We start from the raw sequence: 22,113 nt of genomic DNA, 5'->3' as shown, positions 1-22,113 counted from the left end.
TTTTTAAAGTTATGGAACAGTCAATTATATAGTTTTGCAATGTGAAAAATGCAAAAGGAAAATAATCAATACAGTATTTTTTTTAAACTCAATTTTATTGAATAGTTAACTTAAAACAAAAACCTATGAAAAAAGACATTTTTTTCAGACAGAATTCTCCATGGAGGAGATGTTTATTACAGTCAGTTCCTGTAACCATAGGTTTACTTGTCTCAATAAATGCTTATGCGGAGGCAAGTACAGATCAAAACCTAAATCTTGTTTCAGTAACACAACAGAATTCTACCATTACAGGTACAATAGTAGATGAGAGAGGTGAAGCCCTTATTGGTGTAAATGTACTTGAAAAAGGAACTACCAATGGTACAATTACAGATTTTGATGGCCGATTTTCTCTAAATCTTTCATCGAAAGATGCGGTTTTAGTTGTTTCGTATATTGGATATAAGACTCAGGAAATAACTACTAATGGAAGAACAGAAATCAAATTAACTCTTCTGGAAGATTCAGAGACATTGGAGGAAGTGGTTGTTGTAGGTTACGGTACACAGAAGAAAGTTAATCTTACAGGTTCTGTTTCTTCTGTATCAGCAAAGGATATTCAGGATGTTCCAACATCTAATACAGCTTCATTGTTGCAGGGACGTATGCCAGGTTTGATGATTAGTCAGAATGGCGGTCAGGCAGGTAAGGAGGATATGGAAGTCCGTGTGCGTGGTGTAGGAACATTCGGAAACAATAATCCTATGGTTATTATTGATGGTGTTGAAGGTACCCTTTCGCAAATGAGTGATATCCCTTCGGCTGATATTGAAAATATTTCAGTATTGAAAGATGCCGCATCGGCAGCAATTTATGGTGTTCGTGCTGCTAACGGTGTTATACTTATTACTACAAAGAAAGGTAAGGCAGGTAAAGTAAGTGTTAATTATTCTGGTAATTACACTATCCAGAAAGCTATGCTTCCTAATTATGTGGATGCATATAACTGGGCATTGATGAAGAATGAAGTTAAACCAGGAACTTACGATGATGTTGCTTTGCAAAAACTTAGAGACGGTTCCGATCCGGATCATTATGCAAATACCAACTGGCTTGATGAAGTATTCAGAACAGCAGGTATGCATCAGCATCATTTGTCTGTGTCCGGTGGTAACGAAAATACACATTACATGACATCCATTTCTTATTCAAACCAGGAAGGTATCATGCGTAAAACAGGGGCAGAAAAGTTTGCTTTCCGTTCTAATATAGACAGCAAACAAGGTATTTTTAATTTTGGTTTGAATCTTTCGGGCAATAAGAATAACGTAGATCAGCCGGCATATGTTTCTCCTAGTGGAGATACCAGCGTAATGCGTTATCTGTCGTGGTTCTCAAGACCTACAGTTCCTGTAAGATATTCTAATGGTCATTATGGATATGTTGACGGTTCTCTGAAAGATGCTGAGATGGTGAAAAATCCAATGCAGTTTATAAATGAAGGTTATCGCAAAGACGAAACATGGAGATTTAACGGTAAAGCATACGCAGGAATTGACATTATTGATGGACTTCAGTTTAAAACAAGTTTGGCCTATTCTTTCAATATGAATGCAGTGAAAACATATAAGCCTAAAGAATTGGGAAGATATGATGCTGAAGGAAATGAGTTGAAAATTCCGGGAGCAAACAACAGACTTGAAGATTATTATTGGAGAGAAACTACATGGACTAATGAAAACATCTTGACTTATAACAAAAAATTCGGTTTGCATAGTCTGAATGTGTTGGCAGGTCACTCATTGTTAAGTTATTCACGCTCTACAACTACGGCAGGTAAAGAAGGCTTCCCTACAGAAAATATTTATGAACTTGATGGAGGATCAAAAAATCCATCGGCAATAGGTAATAGTAACGAATATAGATTACAGTCATTTTTCGGACGCATAAACTATAGTTATGCGGACAAATATCTTTTTGAAGCGAATATACGTCATGATGGTTCTTCTCGTATGCCTAAGAGTAACAGATATGCTACATTCCCGTCTTTATCAGCAGGTTGGGTATTTACAAATGAATCATTTATGGAAGACTATCAATGGTTATTCGGTAAGCTTCGTTTCTCATGGGGTAAATTGGGTAATCAGGAAATAGGTAGTTATGCTTATCTGTCCAGTTTGGGTGCTTCCGGTAATTATTACTTTGATCAGGGAAAAGATCCACAGACAGGTATGGTATCAACTTCTATTGCTAACGAGAATATAAAATGGGAAACAACCAGAACTATCAATGCTGCAATAGACTTGGGATTCCTTAATAATAGGATACAGACTACATTTGAGTGGTTTGATAAAAAGACTTCAGATATCCTAATGCAGTTGGCTATGCCTAACATTTTCTTGGGATCATTGGGAGCTCCATATCAAAATGTAGGTACTGTACGTAACAGAGGATGGGAATGGAATGTTAATTATAATGACAGTAAAGGTGATTGGAATTGGTATGCAGGGTTTAATCTTTCACATGTGAAAAATGAAATTCTTTACATGGGTGGATTGGATGAACGAATTAGTGGACAGACAATAAATCGTGTCGGTGAACCTATCGGTGCTTACTATGCTTATCAGGCCATTGGTATCTACAGAACTGAAGCTGATATTAATAGAACAAATTCTAAAGGTGAGCAGATTCTGCAAAATGGTGTAAAACCAAAACTTGGTGATATTATGTATGCTGATATTAATGATGATGCTAATATTACACCAGAAGATAGAACTATTATCGGTAATCCATTCCCTAAATATACATACGGTGTTAATTTGGGAGCAGGTTGGAAAGGTTTTGATTTGTCAACTTTCTGGCAGGGAGTAGCAGGTATATATCGTTATAATTGGGAAACAACAACAGATATCCGTGGTAATTTTACCGATAGATGGCTTGACAGATGGTCTGCAAGTAATCCTAATGGCTCTATGCCTGCTTTGGGTAATACAATGAACGATCAGTTCTCGTCATTCTGGTTGGAAAATTCAAGTTATTTGCGATTGAAGAATCTTGAATTTGGTTATACTTTTGGCGAAATACCTAAAATTGGGGTTTCAAAACTCCGTATTTATTTTGCCGGAACAAATTTGCTTACATTCACTAAACTTAATAACTGGGATCCAGAAAAAGGCTCAGGAGATACCCGTAACGATAATTATCCGAATGCTAAATCATTCTCATTCGGTGTAAACGTAACCTTCTAAACCATAAAAAATACGATTATGAAACTAAAATATTTATACAAAGGAATATTATTTTCCGGTTTGACTTTGGCTGTAGCTTCTTGTTCAGACAGCTTTCTTGACCTGAATAATCCTAATCAGGTTTCAGATGCAACCTACTGGCAATCTGAAAATGATGCAGTAATGGCTCTTGCAGCTTGTTATGATGCAATGCAGGCTGCCAATTTATATAACGACAATGTTGACGGATGGGCATTTGGCTTTTTAGTACGTGAAAGCTCTACAGATAATGGTGATCATACTTGGGGTGACTGGATGTTGGGAAGTACTATTTCAAAAGGAACATCTGCTACTACAGACGAATGTTTTTCAATGTATTGGAATTCTAATTTTGAAATGATAAAGCGTTGTAACCTTCTTATATCAAAGATAGATGGAATTCCTATGTCAGATGATACAAAAGCTGCAATAAAGGCTGAAGCAATAGCTTTACGAGCTTTAGGATATTGTAATTTGACATCTGTATTCAGGGACGTCCCTTATCTTACAGCTCCTTTGACTTTGGAAAATCCTGAAGCACCTAAAGAATTGAAAGCTAAAATAGCAGAAAATGTTCTTGCTGATCTGAAAGCAAACTTACCTAATTTGCCTGTTAAGGGTTCGGAAGCAAAAGGTAGAATGACTCGTGAGGCCGGATATGCTATTATGGGACGTATGGCACTATTCAATGAAAAATGGGATGATGCGATTGCTGCATACGATAATGTAATAGGAAAAGTACAGTTGTTTAAATCTGGTGATGGTTCAAACTATGAGGCTAACTTTAGAGATTTGTTTAAAGAAGAAAACGAACAATGTGATGAAGTTTTGTTGAGTGTTCACTTTAAGGGTCCCGGACTGAAAGAAGGTAGCACATTTGGAGTATGTTGGGGAGGTCCTATGAATGCAATTGAAGCATCAATGAACTTATGCGATGATTTTTATTGTATTGATGGTCTTCCAATTGATAAGTCTCCTTTATTTAAAGGAAGCCTTGAAAAAGGTGGACATACTAAAGATAAACCTGATTATGCAAGATACGAAAACCGAGATCCACGTTTGAAAGCTACATTGATGTTGCCTGGTATGAAATGGAACGGTAAGGAATTTACAAATAACCTGCCTGCATCTTCCACAGCTTGTATCTTGAAATGGTATACTCCTGAAAATACAGCTAATGAGTATGATGGAAGTTTGGATTATTATATTATCCGCTATGCAGAAGTTCTTTTGTCAATGGCTGAAGCTAAAATAGAAAAGGGTCTTCCACAGGAAGAAGTCAGCAAATATATCAATGAAGTTCGTGCCCGTGTTGGAATGCCTGCTATCGAAAAGGTGGAAGGTACTAATTTAGGACAGGACGAATTGAGAGCTATTGTCCGTCATGAGCGTCGTGTAGAATTGGCATTCGAGGATTTGCGTTTTGCCGATCTGTACAGATGGGGTGAATGGGAAAATGGTATCAAACGTATGCAACATGACAAGGAGTTCTATGGCTTTGGAGTTTATGACCGTACTTATCGTGGTCCTCAGGATACAGTGTGGCCAATACCACAAGGTGAAATTGATACCAATAAGCAACTTGTACAACATGATGAATGGAAATAATTAAATAAGAGTTTGAATAATAGGGGTTGCTCAAAAGGCAACCCTATTTTATTAACCTTCATAATTTTAATATAATAACTATGTATAAAAAAGTTTACACTCTTATGTCGTCTGTTTTTATATTGCTTGGTATATTTTTATCATCATGTAACGGACAGAAAGATGACAATATATTATTTGTTGATGATTTTTCAGGTGATTCATCAATTCCTGATACTTCCGTCTGGGAATTATGTAAACATGGAAACAATGCGTGGGCGCAACATTTCAAATATGTTAAGGGATATGAAAATGTCAAGGTGGAAGAAGGAGTATTAAAACTTAAGGCATCTAAGGAAGACGGAGTATATAAAAATGGTGGTATCAGAACAAAGACAGGCTTCCCTTGCAATACACGTCTTGAAGTACGTGCCAGGTTGACAAAACTAGTGAAAGGTGGTTTTCCCGCAATATGGCAGATGCCTATGAATGCTCCGGTTTGGCCAAGAGGAGGTGAAGTGGATATTATGGAATGGGTACAGGGAACTCCTTATGATATTTATCAGACTGTACATACTTATTACATAAATGGTGATCATGGTTCTTCTGGTGCTACTAATCCTAATCGTCCTACAGATTTTGATGTAACACAATATCATGTATATGCTGCCGACAGAACAGAAGAAGCTGTAATATTTTATATCGATGGTGTAGAAACATGGAGATATAATAATCAGAATTTACCTTCAGAAGAAATGCAGTTTCCGTTTTGTGACTATCTTTATGACATAATATTGAATTTTTCTCTTGGTGGAGAATTGAATGGTAATCCTACATGGCCAGGAGAAATTGATGATAATGATTTGCCAGGTGAGTTATGGATTGATTGGGTTAAAGTGACAAAAATATGATATATGTAAAATATTTGTTTTGTTATTATTTGAACATCAATTTGAAAACGGTAATTTTTTCATTGCTGCATACCAGTGATATACTTCCGTTATGGAGACGCATAATCTGGCGGGAAAGACTTAATCCTACTCCAGTACCTTCCTGCTTTGTTGTGTAAAATGGAACGAAAATATCCTCATAATTCTCTTTGCTTATAGGATTTCCGTTGTTTGATATATTCACTATAACAGCTTCGTTAAGGTCTATTTCGGCAGTTATATCTATGGTTGTGGCTTTGGCTTGAATAGCATTCCTTATCAGGTTTACCAGTACTTGCGAAATCTGGTCTTCGTCTGCATAAAGAAGAATGTCATCCGATTTCTCTAGGTAACTTAGTTTCGCTCCTGAAGCACTGATTTGTTCACGTGTCAGCTGTGTAACTCTGTCAATAAGCTCTTGCATATAGAATGCCTTTTTTACAGGTGCGGATACACGTGTCAGCGAACGGTATGTGTCAACAAATTTTATCAGTCCGCGGGCAGATTCAGATATTGTGTCAAGACCTAATTTTAGTTCTTCTTTGTTTACAGCCTTGTTTCCGGATGAAGTTATGTCCATTGACAGTGTATGGCTCAGTGAAGCTATTGGAGTTACAGTGTTCATTATTTCATGCGTAAGCACACGGATAAGTTTGTTCCACGACATCTCTTCGTTGCGCGACATTTCGTTGCTTATGTCATTTATAACTATAATTTTTACATTCTTTCCCTGCAAAGATGTTTCAGATGACGAAACTGAAAGTGTGATCTGTCCCTTTTCGTTGTAGAAGGAAACACGCATTTCGTTGTTTGTTTCGGAAATATTTTCAAAACATTCCTGTATTTCCTGACTGACATTTGCCAATTGGCGTATGTTGCTTAGCGTTGCCACTCCTAGTATATTCAGTGCTGCCGCATTGCAATATGAAACTTTTCCACTGAATTTCTCGTTCAGTTCCACTACCACTATACCTGTCTTTACCCTGTCCAGCATCTGGCCGTAGTAACGTTCCTGTTCGTTTATTTCCTGCTTTTCCTTTTCGAAAATCAGACGTATTCTGTTCAGAGTCTTGTTTAATCTGCGGTACAACACTTTCTTTTCGTCAAAACGGAAATTTGTCTCCTTGTCTTCCAGTGCGTCAAGAATGTACGAAACCTTGCGGTGTGTCCTTCGTGCGTAATACATACCGGAAATTATTGCAGATATTAATGCAGTTGCAATAATGATTAATATGACATTTTCATACGAAATCATATATTATATTTTTTCAGTTTCGTATATAGGGTAGGGCGGCTTATGTTCAACGATTTTGCCACATGAGTAAGATTGCCGTTATATCTTTCCATTGCGGCACGTATGGTTCTTTCCTCCACTTCTTCCAGTGTTTCTTCTCCTGATGCTGATACTTGCTGAACCTCATAGGTGTGCTGTCTGTCAGGCAGACAGAAGTCCGAAAGCTGAAGCTCCGTACTGTCGGTCAGGATTACAGCCTTTTCTATCGTGTTCTGCAGTTCACGGATGTTTCCGTTCCATCTGCATGAAACCAATGCCTTTTCCGCTTCACTTGAAATACCCGATACTTCACGATGATATTTCTCGGCATATCTCTTTATGAATATTTCTGCCAGAGGGATAATTTCGTCAGTCCTTTCTCTTAACGGAGGAAGTTGTAGATGCATGGTGTTGATACGGTAATAGAGGTCCTCGCGGAACTCGCCGTTTCGTATCATTTCCTCAAGGTTGCGGTTTGTGGCACAGATGAGGCGTATATCTACAGGAGTTGATTGCGAACTTCCCACCTTGCTTACCGTCCTGTTCTGAAGAACTCTGAGCAATTTGGCCTGCAGATTAAGAGGGATATTTCCTATTTCGTCAAGAAACAGGGTGCTACCGTTTGCCTGTTCTATTTTTCCCACACGGTCTGTATGGGCATCAGTAAATGCTCCTTTTACATGTCCGAACAGTTCGCTTTCGAATAATGTTTCCGTTATCGCTCCAGCATCCACACAAACCATCGGCTTCATTCCTCTGTCCGATAGACGGTGAATTTCTGCCGCAAGCACATCTTTTCCCGTACCGTTTTCTCCCGTAATGAGAATGCTTGCATCTGTTGAGGCTATTTTATTTACAGTGCGGAATATGTTTTTCATTGCAGGACTGCTACCCCAGTGCATTGTTGCAGTCTGACTCACCGCAGGTTTTATGTTTTTCTTTTTTGTTCCTGCATCCCTGTGCTTGTAGGCGGCATCAAGCACAGAAATCAGTTTATCGTTTTCCCAAGGTTTTACAATGAAGTCGAATGCTCCGCGCTTCATTCCCTCTACCGCCAGTGATATGTCAGCATAAGCGGTGAAGAGTACAACTTCGGTAGTAGGGCTTGTCTTTTTGATTTCCGAAAGCCAGTACAATCCCTCATTTCCGGTATTGGCAGACGACTGGAAGTTCATATCCAGCAAAATTACGTCAGGCATAAATTCTCTTAACTGTGAACTTATGACGTTTGGTGATGCCACAGCCTTTACTTCCTTGAAGTATTTAGGCAGTAGCAGTTGGAGTGCTGCCCTTATTCCGCTATTATCATCTACTACTAATATTTTGGCTTTGTTCATAGTTGTTGTATATAAAAAACAATTAATGCAAAAATAAAAGTTTTATATGTCATGTTTGGCATAATCATATAAAAATGTTAGTTCAATCATAATTTGCACAATTGTATAGATCTATAATATTTATATCAAAGTCTCTTTTTTATGTTAAATAAACACGATATAATGTAAAGTATACTTGTCTATATGGAAAATATACTTTATATTTGTGGGGAGATAAAAATAAATAGTACATTGTCTGTTTTCTTAAAATTAAATCATTATGAAAAAGAATTATTTATTACCGCATCGTTACATGAAGATTGGTCTTTTCATGTTGGTCCCGTTTTTTATCATGGCTTGTATTGATTTTTTAGGTATGGCACCCTCTATTGAAATTTCTTTTCCTTATATTTATAATGATTTGTTAACTTCCAGGCACTGGTTCAGTATTGCAGAAGGAGAAGATGTTTTTATGGAGATATGGATGCTAGGTGTTTTTTCATCTCTTATATTCATAGCCCTGTCAAAAGAGAAAGTAGAAGACGAGATGATTATGCAGATTCGTCTTCAGTCAATGTTGTTCTCATTAAGATGTACAGCGGTCATATTTATTTTTGAAACTATATTTTTCTTTGGCTTTGCTTATGTATATTGTTTGGGAGCATTGTTTTATATATTCCTTATTGTGTCTGTATTGAGGTTCAGATATGTACTTCATAAACTAAACAAAATTGAAAAATGAAAAATACCATAAGAATAGAGCGGGCTATAAAAGACATCACCCAGCAGGATCTGGCCGTAGCGGTAGGGGTCAGCCGTCAGACGATAAATTCCATAGAGTCAGGTAAATATGTTCCTTCTACAGTTCTTGCGCTTAAGATAGCGTCTTATTTTGGCAAGACGGTGAACGATATATTCCAACTTGAGGAAGATGATTGAAATATTATCCGCAGGCACATCCATTCATCACGAACAGGTGTAGCCTGCGGATTGATTAGAGAGAGATTTTTTTTATTTATTCGGTCTCCAATGATATGTTTGGAGATTCAAGTGCCAGTGAATTATATCTCACGACTACAAGTATTGCAGTAAGCACCTGTATGAACAGGAACACCAGCAGGAATATCCACCATGACACATTTACTTTCATGGCAAATCCCCGGAGATATTCGTTTATTGCTGTCACTGCTACGGGTATTGAGATTATGAAACCTGCCAGGACAATAAAGAAGTACGGCTTGTTTCCCAGCCAGAGTACATCGGTGTAGTCTGCACCGAACACTTTGCGGATGGCTATTTCCTTTCTCTTATGCTGAATGTCGAATATTACCATAGAGAAGACGCCGACCAGTGACAATACTATTGCTATTATTGAAAAACATAGCATCGTGCGGGCGAAAGAATTCTCACGCTGATATTGTGCGGCAGCCACATTGTCGTAGAACAATACTTCGGTAGGATATTCGGGTTCCACTTTGCTGATTATCTCCTTTATGCGGGATGCCGCCGCGGTTCTGTCGTGTCCGGAAGCAAGTCTCACAAACATATCCGACAGATATCCGCTTTCAGTCGGTAGGGAAATGAAGCATACAGCACTCTGGCTTTTGCGCATGGACGTGAAGTTTACATTGTCGCATATACCTATTGCCTCCGCTTCCATGGAAGGGATGTTCCCGAGTTCCATACCGTAATTGTCTTTCATATAGCGGTTTACTATGATGTCTCCTTTGCTCGTTTTAGGGAATGTTTTCCCTTCTGTCATCTTTATTCCCATCACTTCAGGAAAATCAGGAGTGACATATATCAGGAAGCTCGGAATGTCTGTTCCGTTATATTCTATTCCCTCAGTGCAGTAAGTGTCCTGTGCCCCGAATCTTTCGGACGTGAATGCCACATTTTCTATTTCAGGATATTTCTGAAGTTCTTCCTTTATCCACGAGCCTTTGTTCTTCACTATATCGCTTGTCAGTCCTACAATGGCTATGCGATCCTTGTCAAACTTCGGGTCGAACTGAAGCATCATCCTGTTCTGCAGATAGATTGCCGCTATAAACAGAATCAATGAGCACGAAATGGCATACTGCACGCACAGGAGGGTTTTCTTGATTTTCATACCAGAAGAACTTAGGTTGAAGTTGCCTCTCATTGCAAGTTCTCCGGTATATGATGTGGCGAAAAATGCAGGATATATTCCGGAAAGCATTCCTCCGGACAGAGCCAGAAGCAGTGTTATGATTACGATGGAGGAATTCTTCCCGAAGCTGAACACAGTGTTTACGATTCCTATTTCCGTGACAGCAGGAGAGAGGAAAACGACTGCAATCACAGCTCCGGCAAATGCTATGAGCGACAGCAGGACAGTTTCCTGAATTATCTCCATACGTATCGTACGGGTGTCCTCGCCAAGTATAATCCTGGTGTTGATGGATTTTAGTCTTGACGGAATGAGTGAGGTATAGAAATTTGTGAAGTTCAGCAGACCGACAATGATTATGAGGAATGAGATAATGGTCAGTACATTGTATTGTGTGAGACTTCCGCTCCGGAATACACGTCCGTCCGATTTCTCTTCCTGAAAATATACGTCAACCAGCGGTGTGAGATAAATTGGGGTGAGACCACGGTATTTATCAAACTCGAACTTGCTGTTGAATTCATCCTCAACCAGAGAAACATTCCCGTTGTCATCAAGACGGAGATAGCATACAAAGTTGCTTGCCCCGAAGTTCTGAAGGAAAAAGTCCGGAATCTTCATGTATATCTCGTTACGTATCTGCGAGTTTGCGGGCAAGTCCTCGTAAACGGCACCTACAGTCCATTTGTCGGAACGCAGAAATCCGGTACCGGACTTAATCTTCACCTGTTTACCTATGGGGGATTCGTTGCCGAAAATCTTGCGTGCCATGCTTTGAGGAATGGCAAGCTGTTCGTTTTTCGACAGTGTTGCGGAATCGCCTTCTACAATCTTTATTCCGAAGACCTTGAAAAAGTCTTCACTCACCACATTGGCGGTTTCTATGAATCCGCTGGATACTCCGTCTTTCATAGTGGTGATATATACCTCTCCCAGAAACGGACATACCACTGTTCCCGCTACTATATGACTTGAAGAGCGTATAACCTCGTCCGAAAATCCCGGAGGAAGAATCGAGCGGAAAATGGTATTGTTGTCCGAAAGATCCACCCTGTAGATGTTCCCGGCATCAGGATGGAATCTGTCGAAGCCTTTTTCGAAGTCCAACTGTACGGATATGAGCATAAAGGCGCTGAATGCCAGAATCAGACCTATAAGGCTCATAAGCATTGGAACGAAGTATTTCCTCAACGTATATTTTATGTTTCTCAGTGCTTGCATATGAATTCGTGTTTGTTATTCATTTTTAAGTGACAATACCGGATTTGCATTCGATATTTTCAGGCTGCAGATTACCACAGTAGCTACTACTATTATAGCTACTATCAGGTCTGCTGCAAGGAAATATAGCAATGACAGACTTACTTTCTCGGCAAACTGTTCCAGCCAGAGTCCTGCCACATAATATGCCAGTGCGTCGCCTATGATAAAGGCAACAACGAGCCATTTCATTATGCTGGCTACGAAAAGCGAAAGGATTTCTGCCGTAGTGGCTCCGTTAATCTTGCGTATGGCAATCTCCTTGCTTCTTCGTTGTGCTTCATCGCGGACGTATCCCACGAGTCCGAGGAAGGCTATCGCTATGGAGAATATACTTCCGGCAAGGATGGTATTCTTCATCTTCTTGTTGTCATCATACATGCTGTTCATTACCTGTTCGTATGAGAAAACTTCCATCTCCTTTTCGGTAATCACTTCACCCAGCTTCTTCTGAATCTTGTTTATTGTTTCAGGATTGATATCCTTTACCTTTATAAGTACGTATGGCATATATTCATTCTCAGCATTGCCTGTAAAGCGTACGCTCGGACGTTCGTCCATTCTGTTCAGCAGTCCGATACGGTAGTCCTCGTAAACTCCCGAGATTGTCAGAATTCCAAGATTCATTGCCGAAGAGTCTGAATGTTCGGTCAGATAAATGCCTTTTCCTATCGGGCCGTCATTCCAGTCTGTAAACTCTTTCATCTTTTCCACGAAGCTGCGGCTGACGGCAATCTCGTTTTCTGCGGCGGGCACACGTCCTTCAATTATTGGAATGTCAAAGAACTCGAAGAACCCTTCTGTGCCGGCATACTGGTCGGCTATGTTGAAAAGTTCGCTGTCGCCTCCGGGAAGATATACATTGTTTCCAGAGCAATAGTCGAATGGAAGAGTGTATGCTCTCTCTACGTCAACTACATCTGGAAGCGATGATATTACTTCCACGCTTCTAGATGCCTGTACGTTATCTACTCCTCTGACATTATAGTATAACACGTTGTCGTAATTATATCCCGGATCATCATTCAGAGCCTTGTCGTACTGAGCGGCAATGATGAAAACAAAACTCAGAAGGAACACGTTTATGATAAACTGGATGAACAGCAGACATAGTTTCCATTTTCTTTTGTTCTCCTTGTAGTTCATGAACGCCACGCTTACCGGAATCTTGTTGTAAAGATATCCCGGAAGTAAAGCCGAAACCAGGAACAATACCAGTATCACTCCGCAGAGTACAATCATCGTCTCTTTTATGAAAAGAGCCTCCAGACTGACTCCGAGCAGATATTCTATCGTCTGTCTGAATCCCAATATCATCAGGAATGCCAAAAGCAGTGAGAAGAACAGATAAACTGATGTCTCTTTTATCAGCATACCGTATATGTTTGTTCCTTCTGCGCCATAGCATTTGTGGATACCTATCTCCTTCGAGCGTTTCACCATTTCCGATATGGATATAAGCATATAGTTCATCAGTGATATCAGTACCAGTACAAACGAAACTACGGAAAGGATGATTATAAGATTCCTTACGTACGGTTCGGATGTATGAAGCTTATGGAACGGACTGAGTACGCACCATATCTCGTATCCGCTTTTCTCAAGTTCTTCCATTGGCAGGTTCTTGTCCATCATCTTGCGTATGGCTGGATCGATGGATTCAGGTGTAACACCTTCTTCAAGTTTTACGTATCCTTTGTATCTGTCATTTCCGAGCCAGTTGTCAGTACTTTCCTTTGGATAAGTTTCCATTGAAAGCAGAATGTTGTAATACAGACTTCCGTTTTCCGGGAAATCTTCATATACTCCTCCTATGGTAAACTTTAGTTTGGGCGCCTCTTCGTTATAAATAATTTTTCCTACTGCCTTGTCAATGCCTCCCAACTTTTCGGCAAACGAACGGCTTACCATAATGTTGAATCTCTGAGCCAATACTTCCTTCGGGTTTCCTGCCAGAATCTTACGGTCGAAGACATCGAAGAATGCGGTATCCGCTAAAACCAGCATACCGGTTACAAGAGCCTTTTCTTCCGTATAGAATTTTTCGCTTTCGAAAAGGAAGGTGGTGCGTGTGGCGCTTTCCACTCCCGGTACATATTTCTTAAATCCGGGAGCGATACCGCCACTCACCTGATCAGATTCATTAACTTCGCCCCTGAGTGAATAATTCGGTTTTATCAGATATATCCGTTCCAGGCCTTTGTAGAAATTGTCGTATGACGACTCAAAGCATACCTTGGCTATAAGAATACATCCTATGGCAAGACCTATTCCTAGAGACAATATCTTCAATATGTTGTTGAACTTGAACATGATATTATTATTTATCGGTTATTCATTTTTCAGTGTTTCAGCCGGATTTTCCGAAGCTGCCTTATAACTGCATAGTGTGACAACTCCTACGGTAATTATTGCTACCATGACGAATGCCAGCAGGAATACCCACCAGTGCAATGGAGAGCGGTAGGCAAATGTGCTATAGTAATAATCCATTACAATATATCCCACAGGCGCAGCTATCAGGAAGCTTATAAGCAGTATGTAGAAGAACTTGCGGTTGAACATCTCCAGTATCTCGCGTATGCTTGCTCCATGAACTCTTCGCAGACCTATTTCCTTTCTGCGGAACTTGGTTTCGAACATAAGTAGACCTATTATTCCCATCAGTGATATGATTACTGCAAGTATGGTGAACAGCGTTATAAGGCTGATTAGTTTCTGTTCCTTACGGTATTGTGTTCCAAGTTCCTCGTCGAAGAACTTCAGGTTTATTTCTTCGGTGTTGAAGTTTGGCGAAATATCGGCCACCACTTCTTTCACTGCCTGAAGTACTTCGCTGTAAGTTGCTCCAGGATTGCTTCGGATATACAGGTGACTTACAGGCCACCACGGTTTTTTCCCGAAAACGTAGAACGCGAACGGTTCTTCCTTATAATGAAGTGGCTTGAACTTGAAGTTCTCGCAGAAACCGGCAATATCAGTTTCACCTATATGTCCGCTAACTTTGCTCTCAAGGCTGAATCCGAATTTCTCTTTAGCAATTTCGTTGAATATGAAAATACCTTTCTCGCATTTTTCGTCTGCCTGTGTGAAGTCGCGTCCCTCAACAATATCTATCCCCATAAACTTCAGAAAGTTGTATGAGACTGGATAGCTGATGAAGCTTATATTCTTACCGTTGAATTCTCTTCCCCAACCCATTCTATATACGCTGACCAGAGATGATGCTCCCCATGCCACTTCCTTGATGGCTGTCTTCTTCTGAAGTTCGGTAGTGTATAAATTGTGATTGTTTGAGTTTACCGGAACGTATGCCGTGAACAGCGATTCCTTATTGAATCCCATGTCGTAGTTCATCATATAGTCGTATTGCATCTTGATGAAGAATGCGCACAGCACGAACAGGATAGATATAAAGAATTGGAATCCTACAAGTATATATCTGAATGACTTGCCTCTGCTCACTGTGCCCATTGTACCCTTAATGGCAAGGGCAGGAGAGAATGAAGTGACGTGCATTGCAGGATATATGCTTGACGCTACAGTCATTATCAGTGCGACAAAAACCGTCAGTACCGCCACTGCGGCATTATATCCAAGATCCAGCGGACAACTTATAAGTTCGGCGTATGTGGAACTGCCTATAATCTTTATTACAATATATGAAAAGAAAAGCGAAACCACCACCAATATAGCCGATTCAGCCATAAAGCCCATTACGAGCGACAGTCTGGAACTGCCAAGAATTTTCCTTGTATTTACAGAACGCAGCTTTGCCGGAATCTGTGCCATGAAGAAGTTCAGATAGTTTATCAGTGTGATGACAAGAATAAGCACTGATACTATGAACAATGTTATTGTAGTGATAATGTTACATTGGTAAACTATGGTATTGTCTGTAATGCTTAACTCGAATTGAAATCCTTCTAGCGGGAATAGTTTTACCGTATTTCTGCCTATGTATTCGTCTATCTCTTCCTGAGTAGGAAGTTCCATATCCGGATTGGAACTTATCATTTCGTTGACCAGATTTTTAGTAAAGTTGGTGGCATTTTCGCTGAAAGCATTTACGTTGTTCTTGTCATTAAGTTTTATAAAATATCTGTAAGACCATTCGCCGAAATTGTCTAATGACTCTTTCTCATAAATATTACTGTACAGAAGATCTGTTTCTCCGAATATGGAATTCATAGCCATATCCTTGAAGATGGCAGAAACGGTTCTCTTGTCCTTTTCGCCTTCCAGCTGGATTGCATCGCCAAGTTTCAGGTTCAGCCTGCGTGACGCTCTTTCGCTGAGTGCCACTACATTTTCCTCACCTATACCTTGGAAAGTACCTGCAACGGCTTCTATTCCGAATACATCATATGTGCCGCTTGTCACCTGCATGGTGTTAAGCTCGAATGCCCTGTTGTCATTGCCGTCTGCTATTTTTATTTCAGTCTGAATATTCCCTTGTAGAACAGCATACGATTCAACCATTGACGATTGTTCTATCAATGATTCCATAACAGGGCGGCTCATGTTCACACTGTATTTCCCTTCGTCGAACCAGTCCCTATGTGTCACAACGAATATACGGTCCAAGTCTTTGATTTTGCTGTTGTAGTTCCAGTCGTAATTCACCTGGACCATTATAATGTATATTGCTGCAAAGGCAACTGTCATACCTAACAGGTTAAGTATTCCTGCACCTTTGAATAGTCTGATAATGCTTCTCATCACTTTGATTTTTTTAAAGTTGTTATAGATACTACAATCAAGTTCTTTATTATTCGCTTTTAAGATTGTTCACCGGATTGTCCGATGTGGTTTTCAGGCTGATAAGCCAGACGGAACCTAACGAAATGACAACCACCAAGACAAAAGCAGTTACCGGTATCCACCACTGGAAGTGAGGATCGTATTCCACAAACTTGTCTATCTGACGTATGCCTAAATAGATGAGCGGAGTGGCAATAACCAGACTTATGAGCAGTGATTTCATTGAGAATTTCATCAGATTGAATTGTTCCATCCATGAACTCGAACCGAAAACCTTGCGTATGGAGATGTCGCGTTTACGTTGTGATACGAAGTAGAGGCTCATGGCTGTAAGTCCCAATAATGATATGATGAGTGCCGCAAATGTGAATATGACGATAGTCTTGTTCAGACGTGTTATATTGTCGTATGTGTTGAGCACTTCGTCATGATACCATTTTGAGTCGAAAGGTATTCCGCCTATTATTTCATAGAACAAACCATCGAGCTGACGCTTGTATTCCTCATTCGCCGATGTGGTTTCTACCAGAACATTCCACGGTGAAACTTTTTCTACCGGAAGAATTCTCATCTGAAGAGGATGAACTTCACCCATCAATGAGCGTATCTTGAAGTCCTTGAACTGACCGAGAATATTGTATTTATATCCATATCTGTTGACGTAGTAATCAGGTCCCTGACCGATTGAAAGCAAATCTTTCATGGCATTTTCGCTGACAAAATAACTGTCATCAGTGTTTCCGAGTCCGCGGTCTTCAGTAATCTTTATGTTAAACATCTGCAAGAATGATGAATCAGCGATAAATGTCTGGAAACTCATACATTTCAGTGTGTCGGCACTGTTGAAGTAGTTTGTATTGTTGTTTCCTCCATTGTTGGGTGTCCCGCAAGCGAAAGAAACCCTTTTTACGAAAGGCAGTTTCAGGGCCTCACTACGGAACTGTCTCATCTGCTCATTGCCCGCCATGACAGGATAGTCTATTATACTGCCATATTCATAACCAAGCGGAGCATTGAGAATTCTATATATCTGCATGCTGAAATAGAAAGAACAAGTCAGCAATGCTATAGTAAGACAGCTTTGGAATATATTCAGTCCGCGGAAATACACCAGTTTGGTCTTGCGTCGGAACGTTCCCTTTACCACATCCATAGGATTATATCCTGACAATATTGATGCCGGCACAATGCCTGACGCGAATGCCAGAACCGCAACCAACAGTATGTATGATATTACTGTAATATATGATAAGTCGCCCAGTATATCAAGTTTTACTTTAAGCAAATCCATGGCGTATGGTTCCACTACCAATGCAAGTATGAAGGATATAATGAAAGATGCTGCTGTAAGTATAAACGACTCAAGTATCATTCGCCAGAAAATATCTTTCCGTGAAGAGCCTAAGATACGTCGTGTCGCCATTTCCTTTGCCCTGTAACTGGTCTGCGCCACACTCATACTCACGTAATTGAATATAGCCATAAGCAGGATGAGCACTCCTATTATTATAAAGGTCACAACAACCTTATAATTGTACTGTTTCAGGCCTATTGAAGACTGTATGTCTGAAAAATAAAACTCACGGATAGGAATGAATTTTACAGTTTTTTGTGTTCCGCCTTCGTATATCCAGAAAAATGTTTTGAGATATGAAACTATATCGTCAGCCTTGGAATTTAGATCTGTGTTAGGTAGCAGACGGCAAAACAGATTTGCTCCGCCGGCATTATTCATGTGTGTATTCTCTATTGCAGAACCATAGTTATAATACTTCATATTTTCGAATGGTAAAATAATTTCCCATTCGCTAGGAAAGACAGAGTTGTCTATATCCTTCATGATACCTGCCACTTTGTATTCGTTTGTTGCCATTGGCTGTATAGTCTTGAAAGTCTTGCCTATACAATCTGTGGTTCCGAACATCTTAATAGCTGCCGACTGGCTTATAACAGCATTGTCATTCGAAATCAACACATCATCAGGATTTCCATACAGAAGAGGAAAACCGAAGAAACTGAAGAAGTTCTTCTTTGCCAGACCTGTATATAAACTCATCTGTTTATCTTCAGCCATTATTGGATATTCAACACATCCGGAAATGGCACACCATTCCTCTATTTCGGGATAGCGGCTTTGCAGTTTGTCTCCTAAATTATAATGTCCTCCGGCGTATTCATCGCTTGCCATTATATACGTCCTGTCGGCATCCTTCATATCTTTATCTACTGTAAGTTGCCTGAATACCATGTTTGATATCAGCAGTATGAACATGAGCGAGATGCTCAGTCCTGCAAGATTTACCAACGTGAAAACCTTGTTTCGGCTCAGGAACTTAAAGTATGTCTTATATTCATTCATATCATCTTGAGTTTTTGAGATTTAAGTTTTTGAGTAGGTTGATAACCGACTCAAAAACTTAAAAACTAACAGACTTGCATTTACAATTCATTTCTTACATCACCCACAATACGTCCGTCGAAGAGGTTGATGATTCTTTGTGCTACTGAAGCGTCTTTCTGTGAGTGTGTCACCATTACTATGGTTGTGCCTTCCGAGTTCAGTTCTGTAAGCAGATCCATAACCTCCTTACCGTTCTTTGAGTCAAGGTTACCGGTAGGCTCGTCGGCAAGTACCAGCTTAGGGTTTGACACTACGGCACGGGCTATTGCCACACGCTGCTGCTGACCACCGGACAACTGCTGTGGGAAGTGGTGTGAACGGTGGCTGATGTTCATTCTTTTCAGAATCTCCGTAACGCGCTGTTTGCGTTCTGCCGCACCGATGTTGAGGTATTTCAGAGGCAGTTCCACGTTTTCAAATACATTCAGTTCGTCTATCAGGTTGAAGCTTTGGAACACAAAACCAAGGTTACCTTTGCGGAATTTGGTACGTTCGCGTTCTTTCAGGTTTGCCACTTCCTGTCCCAGCAGTTCATAGCTGCCTCCTGTAGGATTGTCCAGCAGACCGAGGATGTTCAACAATGTTGACTTGCCGCATCCTGACGGCCCCATGATAGCTACAAATTCACCTTCGTTTATTTCGAAAGACACTTCGTTCAATGCTGTAGTTTCAATTTCTTCTGTACGGAAAACTTTGCTGAGGTTAGTTACTTTAATCATATTCTTTAGAGTTTTTAGTTGTTAATTTTTCATTTATATATTTCGTATGATAATTATGTATAAAACGCTCTGTCGTTTTAGTCGAAATGCTTTGTCATTTCAGTTAAAATGAACTGTTGTTTTTTAAAACTTTTTTTATTCGTTCTTTAATGATCTCACAGGGTTGGTATTCATCAGTTTTATCATTTGCCAGCTTATGGACAGCAGTGCTATGACAATCATTATCACTACGTCTATAATGTAAATATATATCGGATTGTCTATCTTGTAATTGTATCCTTCAAGCCATTTGCTGACGGCTATCCATGTAATCGGCAGTGCAATTATGATGGAGATTCCTACTGACTTTATGAACCCTGATGAAGTTTCGATAAAAAGCTGCAGTCTGTTGCTTCCCATTACTTTTTTCAGAGCGGCTTCTTTTGAGTGCTGGCGGGCATAATATGTGCTCATGGCAAACATGGCCAGTATAGTCAGCAGAAGGGTAAGCATGGTGAATACACCTATGAGCTTAAGGTCTTGTTGCTCTGAGTAATACAGATCGGAAATCATTTTATTATAAGTTTTTACTATTATTTCATCTTCCGAAAAACCTTTACTTTTGTAGAAAGCCTTTATATCGTTCTCTGCCTTGTTCTCGTCGCCGGAAACTTTCACTACAAGTGTTCGCAGGATTCTGAAATCTTCTTCTTTCTCCATTTCCTTAATCCACGCTATGTTCAGAAATCCTCCTCTTGTTTGTGTATTTGCAGTTCCTTTATGATAGTCTTCTATGATACCGCAAACAGGAAACATTCCACCAGAATCAAGATTGACTTGCTTACAGTCATAATCAAGTCCTAAAGCTCTCATTGTTGATTCGGGAAGCCAGGCACACTGATTGAGTGGCTCTCCATTCTTGCGTAATATCTTGAAACCGAGTATTTCGAATGCAGACTGGTCGCCATAATACATATCAAATTTCTGGTCTATGCCGTTAATTTTGAACGAAGTTCCTGATGTTCCTAGAGTCATGGGCTCAAACTGTAGCCAACCGATCTTTTCTACACATGCCAGTGATTTCAGTTCTTCAATGTAATAATCCGAAGGTTTGCTTGCGTTCTGTATGCTTATTCTGTTTTCTTTTTCATATCCCATTGGCTTTTCAGTCATGTGTTTCAGTTGTATGAACATGACTGCCGCAAGACCTAACGTAATGAATGCCACTCCGCTCTGGAAACCTATCAGAATTTTGCCTAAAGTCATTTTGCTGGTTCGTGTAAAATTGCCGCGTACTACGTCAATAGGTTTGTATTTTGAAACTAGGAGTGCAGGTATAATACCTGATAATACCGACAATATCAGAAGCAGCAGTATAATAAACAGTATTTCCATCCATCCCATATTTTCGAGTGGAGAAATTTCTTTTCCTATAAGTTCACTAAGATGAGGAGATATCAGTTTTACAAAGATTAGCGCAAAGGCAAAAGATATAACTGTAAGAATGAACGATTCAGATATATATCTGGCGATTATTCCTGATTGTTGTGTACCGAGAAGCCTTCTTGAAGCCATTTCCTTTGCCCTGAATCCTGTTTGGGCAACCGTGAGCGAAATATAATTCAGTACGGCGAACAGCAGGAGAAATATTCCGGCTGCTGTAAACAGTTTTATGAAGCTTGCATCTATAAGACCTTCGAACGGAGCTGTAGCTTCTACCGCACTGTAGCTTATTTTGTCGAAAGGTGTAAGAAGGAAGTCTTTGCACAGTCCGTATACATACAGAAAGTCTTCTTTCCGGACAACTTCTTCCAGCTTGTCTTCAAGTGACTGAATGTCTGTTCCTCCTGCCGCTTTTATAAACAGTACAGTTGAACCGTTGCCGTTTCCTACAAGTGAACTGTCAAGATCTTTGACCAAGTCTATACGGTAAATTATTTCAGGCGAATAGAATATTGTATTTTTGAAATCGCTGAATATTCCGGTAATGTTCAGATTGGCCGTATTTCCGTTAACATCGATTTTTACGGATTTGCCGATTGGATCTTCTTTCCCGAATACCTTATTGGCGAATGTACGTGAAATAACTACCGAGTTCTTTTCTTTCAGAACAGACTCAGGTGTTCCTGACTCCAACGGAAAAGGAAAGAATCTGAAGAAATTCTCATCTACTATTGATGCCTTCTGGCGGTCGGTATAATCGCCTGCCTGAAAAGTCATTTTAAGTCCTCCGAAGATGTGCGTATTCATCATTCTGCACATATCTTCAACTTCAGGAAATTTACCTTCAAGCTGCTCTTTTATTGTGGCACTTCCGAAAAATAGTCTTTCGGAATGTCCGATATAGATATTTCCCTGTTTTTTAATTTCCGAATCGGTATTATATTCCCGTATTACAAACGAACCTATGAATACCACAAACGCAATGGCTATTGCCATACCGAATACTTCGATTGTGGTATATAGTTTGTTTCTTGACAAAAATCTGAAATAACTCTTCATA

Annotated in this window: 13 protein-coding genes; 5 read left to right on the top strand and 8 right to left on the bottom strand. The window is 39.9% G+C overall.

Annotation, left to right across the window (positions count from 1 at the left end; all coding sequences use genetic code 11):
- Positions 1–125 precede the first annotated feature (125 nt).
- The 3 genes from Q0486_RS04055 to Q0486_RS04045 all read left to right on the top strand — a co-directional run bounded on the left by Q0486_RS04055 (position 126) and on the right by Q0486_RS04045 (position 5,746).
- The gene (locus Q0486_RS04055; RefSeq protein WP_299230482.1) at positions 126–3,230 is read left to right on the top strand and encodes a TonB-dependent receptor; all 3,105 of its coding nucleotides are present in this window, start codon (positions 126–128) and stop codon (positions 3,228–3,230) included.
- A gap of 18 nt (positions 3,231–3,248) precedes the next feature.
- Positions 3,249–4,856, top strand: coding sequence for a RagB/SusD family nutrient uptake outer membrane protein (locus Q0486_RS04050; protein WP_299230480.1), 1,608 nt, complete (start codon positions 3,249–3,251; stop codon positions 4,854–4,856).
- A gap of 80 nt (positions 4,857–4,936) precedes the next feature.
- Positions 4,937–5,746, top strand: a complete 810-nt coding sequence (locus Q0486_RS04045; protein ID WP_299230478.1) for a glycoside hydrolase family 16 protein — start codon at positions 4,937–4,939, stop codon at positions 5,744–5,746.
- 25 nt (positions 5,747–5,771) lie between these two features.
- On the opposite strand, the gene Q0486_RS04040 is transcribed toward Q0486_RS04045, so the two are convergent.
- Complete coding sequence (locus Q0486_RS04040; protein ID WP_299230476.1) at positions 5,772–7,019, bottom strand: ATP-binding protein; 1,248 nt, start codon at positions 7,017–7,019, stop codon at positions 5,772–5,774.
- The gene (locus tag Q0486_RS04035) at positions 7,016–8,374 is read right to left on the bottom strand and encodes a sigma-54 dependent transcriptional regulator (RefSeq protein WP_299230474.1); all 1,359 of its coding nucleotides are present in this window, start codon (positions 8,372–8,374) and stop codon (positions 7,016–7,018) included. The genes Q0486_RS04040 and Q0486_RS04035 overlap by 4 nt, the downstream gene beginning before the upstream one ends.
- A 259-nt stretch (positions 8,375–8,633) precedes the next feature.
- On the opposite strand from Q0486_RS04035, the gene Q0486_RS04030 reads away from it, so the two are divergent.
- Together Q0486_RS04030 and Q0486_RS04025 are read left to right on the top strand one after the other, a co-directional pair.
- On the top strand, positions 8,634–9,095 hold the full coding sequence (locus Q0486_RS04030) for a hypothetical protein (RefSeq protein ID WP_299230472.1): 462 nt from the start codon (positions 8,634–8,636) through the stop codon (positions 9,093–9,095).
- Positions 9,092–9,292: a helix-turn-helix transcriptional regulator gene (locus Q0486_RS04025; protein WP_299230471.1), complete on the top strand. Its 201-nt coding sequence runs from the start codon at positions 9,092–9,094 to the stop codon at positions 9,290–9,292. The genes Q0486_RS04030 and Q0486_RS04025 overlap by 4 nt, the downstream gene beginning before the upstream one ends.
- A gap of 76 nt (positions 9,293–9,368) precedes the next feature.
- On the opposite strand, the gene Q0486_RS04020 is transcribed toward Q0486_RS04025, so the two are convergent.
- From Q0486_RS04020 to Q0486_RS03995, 6 genes are all read right to left on the bottom strand, one after another.
- Positions 9,369–11,708, bottom strand: coding sequence for an ABC transporter permease (locus Q0486_RS04020; protein WP_299230469.1), 2,340 nt, complete (start codon positions 11,706–11,708; stop codon positions 9,369–9,371).
- A 15-nt stretch (positions 11,709–11,723) separates the two neighbouring features.
- Positions 11,724–14,060 (bottom strand): FtsX-like permease family protein, encoded by a 2,337-nt coding sequence (locus Q0486_RS04015; protein ID WP_299230467.1) that lies wholly within the window; start codon positions 14,058–14,060, stop codon positions 11,724–11,726.
- 18 nt (positions 14,061–14,078) lie between these two features.
- Positions 14,079–16,469, bottom strand: coding sequence for an ABC transporter permease (locus Q0486_RS04010; RefSeq protein WP_299230466.1), 2,391 nt, complete (start codon positions 16,467–16,469; stop codon positions 14,079–14,081).
- A 49-nt stretch (positions 16,470–16,518) separates the two neighbouring features.
- A complete protein-coding gene (locus Q0486_RS04005) occupies positions 16,519–18,870 on the bottom strand; it encodes an FtsX-like permease family protein (RefSeq protein WP_299230464.1) in 2,352 nt (783 codons plus the stop codon).
- Positions 18,871–18,950: 80 nt separating this feature from the next.
- Positions 18,951–19,631: an ABC transporter ATP-binding protein gene (locus Q0486_RS04000; protein WP_154043934.1), complete on the bottom strand. Its 681-nt coding sequence runs from the start codon at positions 19,629–19,631 to the stop codon at positions 18,951–18,953.
- 135 nt (positions 19,632–19,766) lie between these two features.
- Positions 19,767–22,112 (bottom strand): ABC transporter permease, encoded by a 2,346-nt coding sequence (locus Q0486_RS03995; protein WP_299230461.1) that lies wholly within the window; start codon positions 22,110–22,112, stop codon positions 19,767–19,769.
- Position 22,113 lies beyond the last annotated feature (1 nt).

It is taken from the genome of uncultured Bacteroides sp., assembly GCF_937912035.1.
Taxonomy (GTDB): Bacteria; Bacteroidota; Bacteroidia; order Bacteroidales; family Bacteroidaceae; genus Phocaeicola.
Note: the sequence above shows the minus strand (reverse complement) of the source record. Positions and strands in the feature narration are given on the sequence as shown.

Bases quoted from the DNA above. Each gene is read 5' to 3' on its own strand.
- Q0486_RS04055 (WP_299230482.1), top strand. From the start codon at position 126: ATGAAAAAAGACATTTTTTTCAGACAGAATTCTCCATGGAGGAGATGT.
- Q0486_RS04050 (WP_299230480.1), top strand. From the start codon at position 3,249: ATGAAACTAAAATATTTATACAAAGGAATATTATTTTCCGGTTTGACT.
- Q0486_RS04045 (WP_299230478.1), top strand. From the start codon at position 4,937: ATGTATAAAAAAGTTTACACTCTTATGTCGTCTGTTTTTATATTGCTT.
- Q0486_RS04040 (WP_299230476.1), bottom strand. From the start codon at position 7,019: ATGATTTCGTATGAAAATGTCATATTAATCATTATTGCAACTGCATTA.
- Q0486_RS04035 (WP_299230474.1), bottom strand. From the start codon at position 8,374: ATGAACAAAGCCAAAATATTAGTAGTAGATGATAATAGCGGAATAAGG.
- Q0486_RS04030 (WP_299230472.1), top strand. From the start codon at position 8,634: ATGAAAAAGAATTATTTATTACCGCATCGTTACATGAAGATTGGTCTT.
- Q0486_RS04025 (WP_299230471.1), top strand. From the start codon at position 9,092: ATGAAAAATACCATAAGAATAGAGCGGGCTATAAAAGACATCACCCAG.
- Q0486_RS04020 (WP_299230469.1), bottom strand. From the start codon at position 11,708: ATGCAAGCACTGAGAAACATAAAATATACGTTGAGGAAATACTTCGTT.
- Q0486_RS04015 (WP_299230467.1), bottom strand. From the start codon at position 14,060: ATGTTCAAGTTCAACAACATATTGAAGATATTGTCTCTAGGAATAGGT.
- Q0486_RS04010 (WP_299230466.1), bottom strand. From the start codon at position 16,469: ATGAGAAGCATTATCAGACTATTCAAAGGTGCAGGAATACTTAACCTG.
- Q0486_RS04005 (WP_299230464.1), bottom strand. From the start codon at position 18,870: ATGAATGAATATAAGACATACTTTAAGTTCCTGAGCCGAAACAAGGTT.
- Q0486_RS04000 (WP_154043934.1), bottom strand. From the start codon at position 19,631: ATGATTAAAGTAACTAACCTCAGCAAAGTTTTCCGTACAGAAGAAATT.
- Q0486_RS03995 (WP_299230461.1), bottom strand. From the start codon at position 22,112: ATGAAGAGTTATTTCAGATTTTTGTCAAGAAACAAACTATATACCACA.